The organism is Candidatus Protochlamydia amoebophila UWE25 (assembly GCF_000011565.2).
Taxonomy (GTDB): Bacteria; Chlamydiota; Chlamydiia; order Chlamydiales; family Parachlamydiaceae; genus Protochlamydia; species Protochlamydia amoebophila.
The window spans coordinates 68,819-88,014 of sequence record NC_005861.2 but is presented as its reverse complement, the minus strand read 5'-3'; the positions used below and the strand labels follow the sequence as shown (position 1 = coordinate 88,014).

General features: G+C 36.0%; 7 protein-coding genes. All 7 read left to right on the top strand.

Annotated elements, in window-relative coordinates; translation table 11 throughout:
- Positions 1-909 precede the first annotated feature (909 nt).
- Positions 910-2,514 (top strand): BTB/POZ domain-containing protein, encoded by a 1,605-nt coding sequence (locus PC_RS09750; RefSeq protein ID WP_079890382.1) that lies wholly within the window; start codon positions 910-912, stop codon positions 2,512-2,514.
- 265 nt (positions 2,515-2,779) lie between these two features.
- Positions 2,780-2,944 carry a hypothetical protein gene (locus PC_RS10775; protein ID WP_155117066.1) on the top strand — a complete coding sequence of 55 codons (165 nt, stop codon included), beginning with the start codon at positions 2,780-2,782 and terminating at the stop codon, positions 2,942-2,944.
- A gap of 427 nt (positions 2,945-3,371) precedes the next feature.
- Positions 3,372-6,653 (top strand): CHAT domain-containing protein, encoded by a 3,282-nt coding sequence (locus PC_RS00230; RefSeq protein ID WP_011174596.1) that lies wholly within the window; start codon positions 3,372-3,374, stop codon positions 6,651-6,653.
- Positions 6,654-6,969: 316 nt separating this feature from the next.
- The gene (locus PC_RS00225; protein ID WP_011174595.1) at positions 6,970-10,431 is read left to right on the top strand and encodes a CHAT domain-containing protein; all 3,462 of its coding nucleotides are present in this window, start codon (positions 6,970-6,972) and stop codon (positions 10,429-10,431) included.
- A gap of 94 nt (positions 10,432-10,525) precedes the next feature.
- Positions 10,526-13,954, top strand: a complete 3,429-nt coding sequence (locus tag PC_RS00220; RefSeq protein WP_011174594.1) for a CHAT domain-containing tetratricopeptide repeat protein — start codon at positions 10,526-10,528, stop codon at positions 13,952-13,954.
- Positions 13,955-14,032: 78 nt separating this feature from the next.
- Positions 14,033-15,361, top strand: a complete 1,329-nt coding sequence (locus PC_RS00215; RefSeq protein WP_011174593.1) for a hypothetical protein — start codon at positions 14,033-14,035, stop codon at positions 15,359-15,361.
- A gap of 381 nt (positions 15,362-15,742) precedes the next feature.
- Positions 15,743-19,180, top strand: a complete 3,438-nt coding sequence (locus PC_RS00210) for a CHAT domain-containing protein (RefSeq protein WP_011174592.1) — start codon at positions 15,743-15,745, stop codon at positions 19,178-19,180.
- Positions 19,181-19,196 lie beyond the last annotated feature (16 nt).

Sequence of the window (19,196 nt, the reverse complement as noted above, 5' to 3'; positions counted from 1 at the left end):
CTCAATTAGCTATGAATCATTATCAATCCATTTTTTGCCTAGAACTTGTGCCAATGTCAATCCAAATGAGAATAAAAAATTTAGGGCTATATCGTTAGTTATAACAAAGCGGACAGAACGTAATTTTTTTATGTTATTTCACAAAAGTGATTTATTTTAAAATTTAGCGAAGTATTAAATATGCCAGCACATTTAAATGATTTAATCTCCTCTTGCAGATTACTCTCCTGTAAATCACAAAGAAATTTCTAAAATCATCATTTAGTTAGTGCGCTGGAAAAATGGGCAGGTCAATTTTACTAGACCGCGATATACTGTTTTAAAACAAAATCCCTGAATTCATGAAAGAACTTATACACCAAAAACTAGAAGTAATGAAAAGATATAAAATAGAAATGAGAAAGTTAATAGCCCATCATCATAAATGATTTCTTAGAAAATCTCAAATCTACTTCATCAAAGTCAAAAGAAGTTTTTTAATGTCTGTGCTAATTCCAGTCGAAGAAACATAGACGAAAGTTATAAAGACAATTTATTCATCAAAGAATTTAACAATTCAAAAGAACATAGTGAAAAGGAACTATTTTGAGAAGGTATTCAAAGATGACTCATATAGCTTATTTTTGTTTAATCTTTTCACCATTAGTCTGCAAAAAATTCTCACTAACTATTGCTAAAAAAATATTTTTTTTAGCCTTGATTCGATGAACTTAGGCAACTTTGATATATTATCTTTGATATTAAAGATTAATGTTTTGCATTTAATCCATATCAATTTTTACTGATTCTTTAACAGCCCTATTAATCAATAAAATTAAAATTTCTTTCAAATTTAATTGGGTCTTTATTGCAATAATATTCACTCATATTTTATATTAAAAAATTAAATACATTATTTATACAATTTGGATGGTGAATTTGACTATTCATAATCTAAGGTTTACTCCTAAAATTACTTTCTCCAATCCAGCTACCTACTACTATGAATCGAATAACTGTTTAAAGTTCTCTGAACGTGTTAGTTTATTTTGCATAACAATCTTCCAGAGTTTCCTAAACCTATTTTTTGGTTATCTCAAAAAAGATCAGCTTCAAACTCCATGGAGAGAAAACTTTTGGAGCAGAAAAGAAATTACCATTCCCAAATTTATTACAAGTCGCCCTCCATCATCTGATATATCTTTAACAAGAATCCGCTCTCAGGAAACTATTAATAATCTTGAGTACGAAAACGAAGTTTTATTAGAACCTTCAAATACCCTAGAAGGAATTGAGGCATTTGCAATTCAATCTTCTAGTCTTTCACCTTTACCTCAAGTATTTAAAGTAAGATTTCAAAATAACACTTTTCTAAACATTACAAGTTCTCAAAAATCTTTGTTAATGGAAAAATCGCCCTATTTTAGGGTCCTTTGGTCGGGAAATTTTAAAGAAACTCTTCAAAATCCTCTCGTTTTGACACAAAAAGAAGAGTTTACCAGTCTACTCTTTTGTCTAATGAATGCTAATTTTAAAGTTCCTGTGGAAGACATTACTTCTTTCATTCAGCTAGCAGATTATTATCTACTGACAGATGTTGTGAAAAATTTAGAAGAACAGCTGATTGATGCCTATAAATCAGAGGAACTTGACTTATTTAATTTCAACGAAGAAAACCTAGCAAAATTAAGAGAATCCTTAAATTTCGCGCATCAATATCGCTTAAGTGCTTTAAAAAATTATTTACAGCCCATAGTTGCAAGTTTATTATTAAACCAGACGCCTCATTTAGCAGAATTTAAAAAAATTTTAAATTACTTCTCAAATGAGATAGAAAAACTCAATTTTTCAGAAAATGCCCACTTGACCGATGCCCATCTCTTAGCGTTAAAAAATTGTAAAAATTTAAAAGCACTTCATCTTCAGGCCTGCCACAATCTAACTGACGATGGATTAGCAAGTTTGACATCCTTAACAAATTTGCAATATTTGAATTTAAGCTGTTGCGATAAGCTCACCAATAAAGGATTAGCGCATTTTAAATCTTTAATAGCTTTACAGTATTTGAACCTCAGTGGATGCGCTTTTATTACTGACGCAGGATTAGCGCATTTAAAACCCTTAGTAGCTTTACAGTATTTGAACCTCAGTGGATGCGCTTTTATTACTGACGCAGGATTAGCGCATTTAAAACCCTTAGTAGCTTTACAGTATTTGAACCTCAGTGGATGCGCTTTTATTACTGACGCAGGATTAGCGCATTTGACACCCTTAGTAACTTTAAAACATTTAGATCTGAGCTGGTGCAATAGTCTCACCAATGCTGGATTAGAACGTTTAGCATCCTTAGTGGCTTTACAACATTTAAATCTGAGCGGATGCATTTATCTTACTGAAGCTGGGCTAACACATTTGACGTCCTTAACTAATTTACAGCAACTAAATTTGAATCATTGCGAACATTTCGCTGATGTTAGATTTAAGTTAACGCATTTTAGAACTTTATTAGCTAATCCAAATTTAATTTTGATTTAAAAAACCATTCTTATAACGATCTGAATTAGCACATTTGACATCCTTAAAAGCTAAACTGTATCATAGAAATAGCTAAATTATTGATGAAGTTCCTAAAGATTTTTCAAAGAATTCTCTCGTCATTGGGAATCTTACAACACCTTACCCAAAAGACACATTACCGTTTGCGAAAAAAGCTCAGGCAATTGTCCCTTCCCTCTAATTAAACAACCCAAGAAATTTTTTTTTACAAGGTAGCACCACAACCCAGCGCGTTTCAGAGGGGATGCAGGATTCGCGTTGGATCCATCTTGCCTGTCATGGTTCGACAGATGCAAAATCAAAAGAAAAACTTGATCCCCATTCTGTTTTCGAAGGACCTTCGAAGCTCGCTCCCGACAGAAGCCATTCTTATCGCGTCGCTTATTCTTTGCTAAAAAAATTGATTTAATACTCAATTACAAATTACAGCTGATTAAATTAAAAATGAAAGATTTTGTTATGCATATGCTAAAAGGTATAATCGATCGCTGCAGACAATAAAATAAATCTAATAAAATTTTATTCTTTACCTTCCTAGAAAAAGCCACTCTATTTTCGATCATAGGTTTTCTCCTTTTTTCTTTTGGATCCAATTTTAAGCTATTTTAAGGCTTAAAACAAAAATTGTTGCAGCTGCTAATACAGCTCCCCACCTATATAGCCATAACACGTTGCCTTGAGTCATTTGATTGATCCATGGTAGTTATGTTTTTGGATGCATATAAATTTATGTTTTATTAAGTTGAATTAATAAATTACACTATGTTTCATGCTAGACAGATTTCAAAGTTTACAAAAATAAAATTTATTTCGTAAATCTTTCGTGGAGGTATTTCATGTTTGTGAATAGTACCACTTCTTTATCTTTTCCCTTGCCCTTACACGCACCGCAATCACAACTTGATGACATTGCTCTATTGGTCAATGAATATCTTCAAGACCCGTCTACTAAAGAAAAAGTGATAGAAAAAGCTAGAGAAAAAATAACTTTATGGATGGAATCATCTAGAGATGAGATCGATGTTGTAAGAGAGGGACTTTGCAAGCTTCTTAAGCTTCAGATTGAAGAGTTACAATCAGAAATCATTAAGACAATATGTGCGGCGATGAGTATTGCCTTTTTCTTAGATGATATCTCTCAATTAAAAATTCGCTTTTTTATTGACTTAGAGCAAGAAGTCAGTGCTTTACTTGATACTCATGTTCATCATAAAAAAGATCGGGAAACATTGTCTTTTTTGCTAGCTCTATACCAAAATATCATTTATTGGTTAGCCTTACATGCACTTTTAATGGAAGATCCAACTTCTCAGCTTGCCATTACACAAGTGAATTTATCCACTAAGGAATGGTTCTTTTTACTTTTAAAAGAAAAAGATGAAGAATCTTTCACGATCACTGCTAAAGAAATTGCCAACACCCTAGAGCAAATTCAAAAACCTCTCTCTTCTTCTTTACTAGAAACGATAGAAAAAATGAAGTCCGAACCTAAACTCGCATTTCTCCAAATAGGCACCCTATGCACTAAAATGGGTAATTGGAAACAGGCGACTGATTGTTATAAGTATGCCCTATTAAGGTGTGAGAGTATACGACCTTTAAGACAGTATTTTTTAAATCAAATGAATAGTGAATTTTTTGCAGGTAGTAAAGATCCAAGAGCAGTTGAAACTCTATGCAAATTGTTGAAAATAGCCCAAGAAGAAAAAAAGAAAGAAAATCAAATTGATCTATATATTGCACTTGGAGAATTACATTATAAACAACAAAATGAGAAACAAGCCCAATTTGACTTTCAAAAAGCCTTGGAAGTTGCGCAATCATTAAGCAAAGATGAGCTAGTAAATACTCACAAGCTTCTTTCAACAGTTTATTTTAGAAATGGAAATTGTCCACAAGCAGCAAATTCTCTTGAACAGGTTCAATTGCTGAGTGAGGATAAAGATATAACTTTATGGACTAGGCTAGGCGTAGCGTTTATCGTTAAAGACCAATATTCAGATGCTTTGTGTTTCCTCCAAAAGGGATTAAAAATAGCCCGAAAGCAAGAAAATAATAGCCTACAGCTAGCAAAAATTCACAAAGAATTAGGAGGGTTATACATGTATTTGGGTGATTTTTCGAGGGGTAAATACCACTTTGAAAAAGCCTTAAGAAAGTTTCAATCTTCAATATTTGAAGAGAAAGAAATTCCTAACTCTTTTGGGGCCGAATTAATAGAACAACTAGCCTACATGGATAATAGCTCTGGAAAAAAGGATTTAGCAAGAGCTGGATATAGTTTTGTTTCTATGTTTCATCCCCGTGATGAAGATTCTCCAAAAACATCTTCAGATTATTATAAGAAAGGCCATTTACTTCTTTCCCAAAGAAATTTTCATGAAGCTATAAAACAATATGAAAAAGGTTTAAGACTAGATCAAGAGCATTTAGAAACGATTGATGATCAACTAACATTTGGTTTAGTTGAAGCGTGTTTGGAGGCTAAAGAACATATTAAAGCGATCGAATACCTGCAAAAAGTTATTCCTCTCTATCACGCCCAAGAAGAGCTGAGCACGAAGGCGGAAGCTCACTATAGCTTGGGGTTATTCTATATCCTTGAAAATGATTTGAATGCAGCGAAAGAGTGTTTTAAAAATAGCATCGATGACTTTTTCATTATCCAAAAGAAAATAGAATCCAATAAAGAGTGGAATATTACTTTTTTTGAACGCCAAGCCAGAGCTTATTTGGGATTAGAATTTGTTTTAATCAAGCAACAAAATAAAGGGAAAGAAGAAGCATTGAGTTTCAGCGATTTTAGACGTTCACGTACTTTGGTATCTGCTCTTACAGAAAAATACAAAGTTCAAAAAGATCACTCGTTATCTTCTTCTAGGCTAAAGTCTCAAGAAATGCAGACTTTTGCCCACAAGTTGAACACTTGCTTTATCATTTATTCTTTTGTTTCCGAAAGTACAGACCTTAAAAATGCAAGCACAGACTATATCACTGCTTGGGTTATTCCTCCTCAGGGCGAAATAACCTGCCAGCAGCTTCCTCTTGGAATTTTAACAGAAGAGGTCAAAGAAACAACGCAGGTTTTCAAAACGTTCCCTTTTATTGTTGAACCAACAGTTGCTAAAAGAAGACCTTTTATTCGTCCAAAGAAAACGCGTGGTTCCGCTACGTATACTTTTCTAGATGAGCTAACCCGAGGAGATTCCGATGAGAGTACAAACTCTGCTGTTTTGCAAACTTTTAAAGAACGCCTTTCTCTTTGGTATGAAACCCTCATTGCTCCACTTGAATCCTATCTCCCCAAAGATCCCCAACAAGTCGTGACGATTATTCCCGACGGATTTCTCGCTCAAATTCCCTTCGCTGCTTTTTTAGATAAGGAGGGAACCTATTTGATTGAAAAACATCCCATTTCCATTGCCCCTTCTATTGGCATACTCAAATTATTGGATGAAATTCCTAAAAATTTTTCAGAAAATTCTCTCGTCATTGGTAATCCTGCAACACCACATTCAAAAGACGCATTACCATTGGCGGAAAAAGAAGCTCAAACCATTGTCGCTCCTCTCCTTGCAACAACGTCAGAAAGAACTCTTTTACAAGACAACGCTACAGCCCAGCGCGCTTTAGAGGGGATGCGGGATGCGCGTTGGATTCATCTTGCCTGTCATGGGTCAACAGGTGCAAAACCAGAAGAAAAACTTGATCCTCATTCCGTTTTTGAAGGTCTTTTCAAGCTCGCTCCCGACGAAGAGCATATTCAAGGGTATCTCCATGCGCAAGAAATTGTGCCACTTACCCTTCGTACAGAATTGGTTTTCATGAGTGCCTGTTTCTCTGGCAGAGGCAAGCTTCACAGAGAAGGAAGCGTTGGTCCCGTCTGGTCCTTTCTTGCCGCAGGTGCTTTGTCAACAGTCGCAACTTATTGGCGACTGCCGGATAGCGACCTGACCCTTCAGATGGTTGACACATTTTATCGCCACCTTTTGGGTATAGAGGTAGAAAAATTAAACAAAGCCCAAGCATTGCAAAAAGCCATGCTGATGGCCATTGAACAAAAACGAGAAAAGCCTCATCTATGGGGAGCTTTTTTCTTATCGGGACTACATGAATAAATAGTTAGGAATCGTTAATTAATTTGTATTTTAGCTATTCATTTTTATTTCATAAAAATTTTAAATATTTATTTGATTATTAATAAATTTTTAGACAAACATTTATTTTAAATTGATTATTTATATAGGTATTTAAAAAAATAAATTTATTAACATTTTTTAAAAACGATGAATTAGAAAAAAAATAATAATTTATTAATTATAATCATTTTAAATTAATTCATAATATAAATATTAACTTGTTTTTATTATTTTGTTTATTTAATATTATAAATCGAAAATATTTTAACAATTTATTTATATAAGTAGATAAGTTATGAATGTAGATTCAGTTAAATTTAGCGCTCCCTACTATCTTCACTACCCTCTTTTGCCCACAATATCCCTATTAGATCATGTAAAAGGTTTAATTGAGGCGTATAAAACAAAGTCCAGTTCAGAAGAGGATATATTCTTCAGTGTTAAGTTACTCCTCGAGGAGATCAATCAATTAGAAGATATTGGTATCAAGCGCGAATGCTTATGTCGTCTGCTAAAAATAGAGAGGGAGGAGATACAAAATTTGATAGTAGAAGAGGCAATGCCCCTTTTTAACCACAAAACAATTCCCTATGACATTCAGCATAATCAAGCTCAACAATTAGTTGAACTTGAAGAGATCGTCAGTGAAATCATTGAAGCAAAGCTAACTTCAGGTCAATTTAATTTTTTGGTTCCTATCTGCGAAATTTATCAAGGCATCTTAGAACACCTTTGGTTGCTTCCCTATTTTGAATTTGGTAATCACTGTTCTCACTTACTTATCCAAAATAAAGGTGCTATTCTAAGCCATATGGAACGCTGGAAAGACAGCCTTGATCAATTAGCTAGCGAGGAAAAAATTAATCGTTTTATTCCAAAAAATTTAGAAAAGGCTGTTTTAAGGCTTTTTGAACCCTTACCCAAAGATATCGCAAAAAAAATTGAGGAAAAAAAATCTGTTATTCATGAAAGCGGAGTAATATCTTTAATGCTTTTAGACATCATGATGAAAATTTGCAGCGACCAAGGAGATTTCCCTCGCGCCATCTTCCATGCAAAAGTTTTTTTAAAAATGCTAAAACAGAAGCTTTTAGAAATATCCCAAAAGGAAGAAATACTTGTTAGAAACATCCAGAAGGGAGAAATACTTGTTGGAATTATGCATATGCATGATAAAATTGCAGGCTGGAACCAATTCCTTAAGCAGTATCCAAGGGCTATTGATCATAGCAAAAAAGCACTGCGAATAGTGAAAACATTAGGCACCCCCTATGAAATCATTACTCATTTAAAAAATATGGGTTATCTTTACATAGCGCAAGGAAAAAATAAGGACGCGATTCCTTTTTATCAAGAAGCTCTGTCTATAGCTCAAAATCTAAAGGATTCTGAAAATGAAAGTAAGATTCTTGGTTGCCTTGCAGAAATTTATTTTGTTATCGATAATAATGCAGAGGCAATTCGATATTATCAAGATGCACTGAAACTAACAGAAGAGAAATCTGAACAAGCTTTAAACTATTCTGGGATTGGTGAAGCTTATGCTAGCGCCCAACAGTATAAAGAAGCTGAAGAAGCCTATAAAAAAGCGCTTGAAATTCTTTCTCAAGTTAACAATCCTTTTTTCGCAATAATAATTCATGAAAGATTAGCCACATTTTTTAAAGGACTTGGCCGATATGAGAAAGTTATTTACCATGCTGAAAAAATTTTAGAGCTAATCCAACATCCGTCAGTTCAAGTAGATGAATTACAAGCGCAAGAAAGTAAATTTGATGCGCTAACAACTCTTGGAAACATTTATGGTACGCTTGGAGATCGTGCGAGAGAAATCGATTATTTCACGCAAGCTGTCAATTTCGCTGAAGAAATAAAAGTTCATTTAAACCACTTGGGAATAGCATATGCCAATCTCGGCAGTGCCTATTTTTATGAGGGAAATTATTTTGAGGGCATAAAGTGCTATAACAAAACATCAGAAATTTTAAAAGTTGACTCTAAACGCGCCAAGATTTTAAGAAATATGGGGCAGATACTTTTTTCCTCCGGTATGTTTTCTGAAGCAATTGAATATTATGAAGAAGCCAATAGGATTGGTAATCAAGATACGAAAAAAGACAGCCTCCTTGGCCTAGGTGCAAGTTATAATGCTCTGGGAAACAAAAAGCAGGCGATTCAAAACATTGGAAAATTTATTTGCTTATCTCAAACCTCAAAAAATAGCCTTGACGAAGCGTTAGGTTATTATAACTTGGGGTTAGTATATAAAGAGTTTGATTTTGGGCTAGCAGAAGAGAATTATTGCAAAAGCATCGAAATTTATTTTTTATTATACCGCGAACTTAAAAATCATAGCCAGTGGCAGATTACTTTTTTTGAAAAGCAAGCATTGCCGTTCTTAAGACTGGAGAGCCTTTTATTAGAACAAGCTAAAAACGAGCAAGCTCTGCAGGTTACAGACTTTAGACGCTCTCGTGCTTTAGTCTCCGCTTTGACAGAAAAATTCCAATTTCAAAAGGATGACTCTTTAATCTCTTCTGGACTCACAGCTCAAGAAATGCAAGCTTTTGCCCACAAGATGAATACTTGTTTTATCGTTTATTCGCGTTGTTTCGAAAACGCTGATAGTATTGCTGTTTGGGTTATTCCTTCGCAGGGCGAAATAACCTGCCAACAACTATTTCTTGGCAATTTGGCAGAAGAGGTCAATGAAGCAACGCAGGTTTTCAAAACGTTCCCTTTTATTGTTGAGCCAACAGTTGCTAAAAGAAGACCTTTTATTCGTCCGAAGAAAACTCGCAGTTCCGCTACATATGCTTCTCTAGATGAGCTAACCCGAGGAGTTCCCGATGAGAGTGCAAACTCTGCTGTTTTGCAATCTTTTAAAGAACGTCTTTCTCTGTGGTATGAAGCTCTCATTGCTCCACTTGAATCCTATCTCCCCAAAGATCCCCAACAAATCGTGACGATTATTCCCGACGGATTTCTCGCTCAAATTCCCTTCGCTGCTTTTTTAGATAAAGAGGGAACCTATTTGATTGAAAAACATCCGATTTCCATTGCTCCTTCCATGGGAATACTCAAATTATTAGACGAAATTCCTAAAGTTTTCTCAAAAAGCTCTCTCGTGATTGGCAACCCCAGAACACTTCATTCAAAAGACGCATTACCATTGGCGGAAAAAGAAGCTCAAACCATTGTCGCTCCTCTGCTTAAAACAACTTCAGAAAGAATTCTTTTACAAGACAGCGCTACTGTTCAACACGTTGTAGAGAGAATGCGGGATGTGCGCTGGATCCATCTTGCCTGTCACGGATTGACAGGCACAAAGCCAGAAGAAAAGCTCGATCCCCATTCAGTTTTCGAAGGGCTTTTTAAGCTAGCTCCTGACGAAAGCCATTCCAGAGGCTATCTGCATGCGCAAGAAATTGCGTCGCTGACTCTTCGTACAGAGCTAGTTTTTATGAGTGCTTGTTTCTCTGGTAGAGGCAAGCTTCACAGGGAAGGAAGCGTTGGCCCCGTTTGGTCCTTCCTTGCCGCAGGCGCTTTGTCAACGGTCGCGACTTATTGGCGTCTGCCAGATAGTGATCTAACCCTTCAAATGGTTGACACGTTTTATCGCCACCTCTTGGGCATAGGGTTGGAAAAACTAAACAAAGCCCAAGCCTTGCAAAAAGCTATGCTAGTGGGCATTGAGCAAAAACGAGACAAGCCTCATCTATGGGGGGCTTTTTTCTTATCAGGACTACATGAATAAATAATTAAAATTCCCCTAGTCAATTTATATCTTGACTATTTCTATTCATAGCATAAAAATATTTTTAAAATTTTATCATCTGAAGGGTTGAACTATGAATGTAGGGTCTCTTGAATCCATTACTTGGTACAATTTTCTTTCTTTCCAAATTTCAAAAATATCTCTTTCAGATCATATCAAAGGATTAATTGAAGCCTATAAAACAAGTTTCACTACCGAAAAAAATATCATTATCAGTGCCAAATTGCTCATTGAAAAGATAAGTCAATTAGAAGACATTAGTATCAAGAGGGAATGCTTATGTCGTTTACTAAAAATAGAGATAGAAGAAGTGCAAAATTTGATAGTAGAAGAAGCAACGTCTCTTTTTGATCTTAGAACATTTTTGTACGATATTCAGCATGATCAAGCCCAAGAGTTGATCCATCTTGAAGAAATCGTCAGTGAAATCATGGAAGTAAAGTTAAAATCCAATGAGCTTAATTTTGTAATTTCTATCTGCTCAATCTATCAAGGTATCCTAGAACATCTATGGCTACTTCCCCATCTCGAATTTGGCAATCACTGCTCTAACCTACTTGTCCAAAATAAAACTTTCATTCTAAGCCATATGAAGCAATGGAAAGGTGGCCTTGATCAATTGGCTAACGAGAAGAAAATTGAATCATTTATTCCAAAAAATTTAGAAATGGCTGTTTTAAGGCTTTTCGAACCTTTACCTGCAGCTGTCGCAAAAGACATTGAGGAACAAAAATCTGTCATTCATAAAACTGGAAAAATGTCTTCATGGATTTTAGAAATTATGATGAAAGTTTGCAGCGACCACAAAGATTTTCCTCGCGCCATTTTCCATGCAGAAGTTTTTTTGAGCCTTCTAATACAGAGACTTTCGGAAATATCTCAAAAAAAAGAGTTGCTTACTTCAATCATGAAAATTCATGAACAACTTTCAAGCTGGAATCGACTTCTTAGGCAATATTCGACGGCTATTGATCATAGTGAAAAGGCATTAAAAATAGCGCAAGAACTATGCAATCCTTATAAAGAATGTATTTATTTGAAAGATATAGGCTTCCTTTATGTGAGACTAAGAAAAAATGAGATTGCACTCTCTTTTTATCAAAAAGCTCTGTCTATAGCGCAAACGCTACAAGATCCTAAAAGTGAAAAGATGTTACTTGGTAGCCTGGCAGAAGTTTATCTTATTATTGATAATAGTACAGAAGCGATTCGATGTTATCAAGCTGCGTTAAATTTGGCAGAAGAGAAATCTGAACAAGCTTTAATCTACTCTTGGATCGGTGGAACCCATGCTAGAGTCAAAAAGTACAAAGAAGCTAAAGAGGTCTATGAAAAAGCGCTTGAAATTCTTCCTCAAATTAACAACCCTCTTATGGCAATAATAGTTCATCAAAACTTAGCCAAATTTTTTAAAAAATTTAGCCGATATGGAAAAGCTATTTACCACGCAGAAAAAATTTTAGAGCTAATCCAACATCCGTCTGTTCAAGTAGATAAATTACAAGCACAGGAAAGTAAATTTGGTGCGTTAACAATTCTTGGAAGCATCTATAATACATTTAGAGATCATGCGAGGAAAATCGATTATTATACGCAAGCTCTAAAATTTGCTGAAAAAGCAGATGTTTACTTAAACAACTTGGGATTAGCATATCTCAATCTCGGCAATGCGTATTGCGATGAGGGAAATTATTCTGAGAGCATAAAATATTATAACAAAGCATCAGAAATAATAGGTGATGACTCTAATCGAGCCGAGCTTTTAATAAATGTGGGGCAGTTTCTTTTTTCCTTAGGTTGGTTTGCTGAGGCAATTGAATTGTATGAAGAAGCCAATATGATTGGTAATCAAGATACCAAAAAAACCAGCTTTGGTAACTTAGGTCTCTGCTATAATTTGTTGGGAAATACAAAAAAGGCAATAGAATGCATTGAAGAATGTGTTTGTTTATCTCAACAGTCTGAAGATCGCCTTAACGAAGCAATGGGATACCATAACTTAGGAGAAGTATATAGCAAATATGACCTTGGGCTAGCAGAAGAGAATTATCGCAAAAGCATTTCCATTTATGCTGTATTGCATCAAGAGCTTAAAAATCATCAACAATGGCAGATCACTTTTTTTGAAGAGCAAGCAAAAACTCTTTTAAGCCTGGAGAGCCTTCTCCTAAAACAGAGCAAAATCGAGGAATCTCTACAGATTACAGATTTTAGACGCTCGCGTGCTTTGGTCTGCGCTTTGACAAAAAAATTTCAATTTCAAAAAAACGACTCATTGTCTTCTGGACTCACATCTCAAGACATGCAAACTCTTGCCCATAAGTTAAATACGTGCTTTATCCTTTATTCGTTTTCCGTCGAGAACACAGACAGCATTACAGTTTGGGTTGTACCTCCGCAGGGAGAAATAATCTGCCAGCAGCTGCCTCTTGGAATTTTGAAAGAAGAGGTTGAAGAAGCACCTTACATTTTCAAAACATTCTCTCCTATTTTTGTGCCAACAGTTGCTAAAAGAAGGGATTTTATTCCACCAAAAAAAACTCGCAGTCTCACTACTCATTCTCTTCTAGAGAATTTAACCCGGGGAAAATCGGGTGATCAATCGAATTCCCCAGATTTACAAACTTTTAAAGAACGCCTTGCACTTTGCTATGAAACACTTATTGCTCCACTTGAAGTTTATCTCCCCAAAGATCCTCAACAAGTCGTCACCATTATTCCCGATGGTTTTCTCTCTCAAATTCCTTTCGCTGCTTTTTTAGATAAAGAGGGGAAATATTTCATAGAAAAACATCCCATTTCCATTGTTCCTTCTATTGGAATACTCAAATTATTGGACGAAATTCCTAAAGAATTTTCAGAAAATTCTCTCGTCATTGGCAACCCCACGACACCTTATCCAAAAGACACGTTACCATTGGCGGAAAAAGAAGCTCAAACAATAGTCTCTCCCCTACTTAAAACATTCCCGGAAAAAATTCTCTTACGAGAAAAGGCTACAGTTCAGAGCGTTTTAGAAGGGATGCGAGATGCGCGCTGGATTCATCTTGCCTGTCACGGATTGACGGGCACAAAGCCAGAAGAAAAGCTCGATCCTCATTCCGTTTTCGAAGGGCTTTTTAAGCTGGTTCCTGACGAAAGCCATTCCAGAGGCTATCTCTATGCGCAAGAAATTGCGTCGCTGACTCTTCGTACAGAGCTGGTTTTTATGAGTACTTGCTTTTCTGGCAGAGGCAAGCTTCACAGAGAAGGAAGCGTCGGTCCCGTCTGGTCCTTTCTCGCAGCCGGAGCGTTGTCAACTGTCGCGGCTTATTGGGAACTACGAGATAGTGATCTAACTCTTCAGATGGTCGATACATTTTATCGCCACCTTTTAGGCATAGAAGTGGAAAAACTCAATAAGGCCCAGGCCTTGCAAAAAGCCATGCTGACGGCCATTGAGCAAAAACGAGACAAGCCTCATCTATGGGGGGCTTTTTTCTTATCGGGACTACATGAATAAACAAGAAAAAAATTTTAGAGCTTATTAAAAAATGGTTAATTGAATGTTTTAGAAATTATTACCTTAAGGAGGTTTTTTATGATAAATAATACTACTCTTCAAAGTTTAACTGAGGGAGCCTACAGAATTCACAGTTGTCTAAAAGATGGACAGTTTGACCATGCACAAGCGACACAAGAGGCAGATAATCTTTATCAAGAAGGAGTTCAATTAGTTATTGCTGAAGTCAATTCGAATCCTATTTTTAAAGATGTTGTTTCCCCTGTTGTCTGTAGATTAAATGAGATCGTTTCGTTAGAAGACACTCAACACTTAGCTTCTTTTCATCGATCCTTAAGTAAAGTTTATCGCCTCTTTATAGAGATCACTTGGTACCAATGTTTGCGCCAGGGTTCTTTGCCAACCTGGAACAAAACTCGCGATTCAATTATCACAAATTCTAGAAGCATTCATTCCATTTTGCCAGAAAAAGAAATTGGCACACGGTTTGAATACCGTTGTGCGGAACAAGCAGCTAAATGCTTAACAGTTGTCAAGAGTATTTGGAAGAAATATCCTAATCATATCCTTAATATTGGGGAATCAGCCGAAGGAAGTTCTTTCTTTGGAGTTATAAAAGGTTTTCAAGAGCTTAATAAAGATGTCAAAAAAGACTGGCTTCAAGCATGGTATCCCTATATTCATGAACTACGATGGCTTTCTGCAAATATTAAAACCCAAAAAGATTTTAAAAATATTATTGGAACAAGACTCAAAGACTTTCAGGACAAAGGAAAAAAATACACTGTGTGCTTAGCCCTGACCTTTGTGGATTTGATTAAAAATCCTGGTGTGACTGAAAATGTCAGAAAATTAGCCTCTGAACAGCTTGCAAACCTTTTTCTTCTTAGAGACCAGGATAGATTATCAACGCTTACAGAACGAGCTCTAGGAAAATTTCCAAATGTTAAACTTCTTCAGAAAACTGTCAAAAATGAAGATCGCTATTGGAAAACTCGTTCTCTGATTATGCAGAGTTTAGAAAAGTTAGCTGAAGATTCGGCTTATAAAGAATATATCCGGGATAGTATAAAAAGTTTAAGAGAGGTTCGAACGCATTCTATCCACGCCGAAGAAAAAGAGGAAATTCAGAAAAGTCTCAAAATATTAGAAGAAGACAAGGAAGAATTTCAGAAGGCTATTGAACAAGATGAGTCAAGCCTGGCAGCTAAAAAAGGGAAAAAGCAACGAGGCGAAGATGATATTGAAGAATTAGAAGCAAAGCTTAAAAACGACATAGAGGAAAAAGGAAATATAGAGCGCGATCTTGAAGCCATGTATTTAGTTGAAAAGGCATTAGAAGAACTTCATGATGAAGAAGAAGAGTATGAAAATCGTCTTGAAGCAATTTGGAATTCCTATAGCTAATAATTAGAAAAGATTTGCCTGAGACTTTGTCTTTTGCTTCGAGGGAATAGCTAAAGTGGTTATTTCTGAGAAGCAAAAGGATTGAAAAAGGGTGGAAAAAATAGGTTTATAAACTTAAACAATCTGCCTGTGTATAACTTTTAGCATTATCTATTCAACAAATTTGGTAATTGATTTACCAAGTTTTTATCTAACTAAACTTCTCTAATACCAGTGACAATGCTCTAGCTTCATCCAAGAAAAATATTCAGAGCTTTCTCTATCTAAATAATTAGCTATACGAGAAAAAAGTTTGGTAGATTTTGCTGTTCAAATTGTACATTGATTATTTATCTTTAATAAAAATATTTTTAACATTTTATATATCTAATGAGTTGAGTTATGAATGTAAGATCGATTGAATCCAGTAGTCAGTATAATTCTCTTTCTTTTCAAAATTCGCCAATCATATCCACATTAGATCATGTAAAAGGTTTAATTGAGGCTTATAAAACAAAATCCAAGACAGAAGAGAATATAATTACATATGCAAAATTGCGCATTGAAGAGATCGTTCAATTGGAAGATATTGGTGTTAAGCGGGAATGTTTTTGCCGACTACTAACATTGGAGATTGCAGAAATACAGTATTTGATAGTAGAAGAGGTAGCGCTTTTGTTTGATTTTAGAACGTTTTTCTATGACATTCAGCATGACCAAGCTCTACAATTAATTCAACTTGAAGGAATCCTCAGTGAAATCATTGAAGCTAAATTAAACTTAAATCAGCTTAATTTTCTGTTTCCTACTTGCATGATATACCAAGACATCCTAGAGTACCTCTGGTTGCTTCCCTATTTTGAATTTGGTAACCACTGTTCTCACTTAATTATCCAAAATAAAGACGCTATTCTAAGTCATATGGAGCGCTGGAAAGACAGCCTTGATCAATTGGCTAGCGAGGAAAAAATTAATCATTTTATTCCAAAAAATTTAGAAAAGGCTGTTTTAAGGCTTTTCGAACCCTTACCTGAAGATGTTGCAAAAGAAATTGAGGAGCAAAAATCTGTTATTCATAAAAGCGGAGAAATAACTTCAAGGATTTTAGAAATCATAGCAAATTTTTACGGAAGTCAAGGAGATTATCCTCGCGCTATCTTCCACACAACGATTATTTTGAAAATTTTAACGAAGGAATTTCCGGAAACGTTCCAAAATAGAGAAGAGCTTATTAAAGTCATGCAGATACATGGAAAACTTGCAGTCTGGAATCAAATCCTTAGGCAGTATCCAAGGGCTATTTCTCACAGCGAAATGGTATTAAAAATAGCGTACGTGTTGGGTGATCCTTATGCGATGATCATTTGTTTAAAGAAGATAGGCTCCCTTCACATGGAGCAAGGACAAAGCGAGCTCGCACTTCATTTTTATAGAAAAGCTCAAACTATCACCATAAAGCTACAAGATCCTAAAAGTGAAAGCCAAGTTCTTGTCGATCTTGCAGACGCTTATCTTGTCATTGATAAAAATGAAGAGGCAATTCAAAGTTATCAAGATGCCTTAAATCTGACAGAAGGGAGATCCGAACAAGCCCTAATCTACATTGGAATAGGCCAAGCCCATGCTAACGCTCAACGCTATCAACCAGCTAAAGAAGCATATCACAAGGCACTTGAATTTCTTCCCCAAGACAACTTGTTCCTCGGAATAAAAATTCATGAAAACTTAGCCGCCTTATTTAATGATTTTAGCCGATATGAAAAAGCTATTTCGCAGGCCGAAAAAATCTTAGAGCTAATCCGACATCCGTTATTTCAAGAAGAGAATTCGGAAGTACTTGTGCATAAATTTAATGCGTTAACAGCTGTTGGAAGCATTTATGGTGCTATTGGAGATTACAAAAAAGAACTTGAATATAAAATGCAAGCTTTAGAGATTGCTAAGAAAGTATATTTTTCTTCAGTTTTTTTGGGAATAGCATATACCAATTTAGGTAGTGCATACTGTCATATGGAAAATTATCCTGAGGGCATAAGCTACTATATCAAAGCATTAGAAATAATAGTAGAGACTCCTAAGCGAGCCAAAATTTTAGTAAATGTAGCACGAGCTTTTTATTACTTCGGTGAATTCGATGAAGCAATTAGATATTATAAAGAAGCCAATGCGATCATCGATAATCAAGAAATAAAAAAATACAGCTTTAATGGCTTAGGTCTATGCTATCGAGCGTTAGGAAACAAAGAGCAGGCAATTCAATGCATTGAAAAATCTATTTGCTTATCTCAATCATCAAAAGATCGCCTTAGCGAAGCGCAAGGGTATCATAATTTAGGAGAAGTATATAGGAAGACTGATCTTGAGCTAGCAGAAGAGAATTATCGCAAAAGTATCGAAATTTATGCTTTGTTACACCACGAGCTTAAAAATTATAGTCACTCGCAAATAACCTTTTTTGAATTGCAAGTGCTGCCACTCTTAAGATTGGAGAGCCTTCTCTTAAAGCAGAAGAGAATTGAGGAAGCTCTGCAGGTTACAGATTTTAGGCGCTCCCGTGCCTTAGTATCCTCTTTGACAGAGAAATTCCAATTTCAAAAGGTTGATTCTTTAATCTCTTCTGGACTCACAGCCCAAGAAATGCAAGCTCTTGCCCATAAGATGAAGACTTGTTTTATTGTTTATTCTTTTGCTTCCAAAAGCAAGGATAGTATCACAGCTTGGATTATTCCTCCGCAGGGCAAAATAACCTTCCAGCAGCTTCCTCTTGGAATTTTGACAAAAGAGGCCAAAGAAGCAACGCAGGTTTTCAAATCATTCCCTTTTATTGTTGAACCAACAGTTGCTAAAAGAAGAACTTTTCGTCCTCCGAAAAAAACTCGCAGCTCTACCACCCATGATTTATTGGATGAGTTGACCCGGGGAGGCGAGGATGAAGAGAATCCAGACCCTGCCATTCTAGAATCTTTTAAAGAACGCCTTTCTCTTTGGTATGAAACCCTCATTGCTCCACTTGAATCCTATCTCCCCAAAGATTCCCAGCAGGTCGTCACCATTATTCCTGACGGATTTCTCGCTCAAATTCCCTTCGCTGCTTTTTTAGATAAAGAGGGAACCTATTTGATTGAAAAACATCCGATTTCCATTGCTCCTTCCATAGGAATACTCAAATTATTGGATCAAATTCCTAAAGTTTTCTCAAAAAGCTCTCTCGTGATTGGTAATCCCAGAACACCTCAGTCAAAAGACACGTTACCATTTGCGGAAAAAGAAGCTCAAACCATTGTCGCTCCCCTGCTTAAAACAACTTCGGAAAGAACTCTCTTACAAGACAGCGCCACAGCCCAGCGCGTTTTGGAGGGGATGAAAGATGCGCATTGGATTCATCTTGCTTGTCATGGCTCGACAGGCACAAAGCCAGAAGAAAAGCTTGATCCTCATTCCGTTTTCGAAGGGCTTTTCAAGCTTGCTCCCGATGAAGAGCATATTCAAGGGTATCTCCATGCGCAAGAAATTGCGGCGCTGACTCTTCGTACAGAGCTGGTTTTTATGAGTACTTGCTTTTCTGGTAGAGGCAAGCTTCACGGAGAAGGAAGCGTCGGTCCTATCTGGTCCTTTCTCGCAGCCGGAGCGTTGTCAACTGTCGCGACTTATTGTGAACTACGAGATAGTGTTCTAACCCTTCAGATGGTCGACACATTTTATCGCCACCTTTTGGGCATAGGGTTGGAAAAACTAAATAAAGCCCAAGCCCTGCAAAAAGCTATGGTAATGGCTATTGAGCAAAAACGAGAAAAGCCTCACTTATGGGGAGCTTTTTTCTTATCGGGACTACACGAATAAATATTTAAAAATTGTT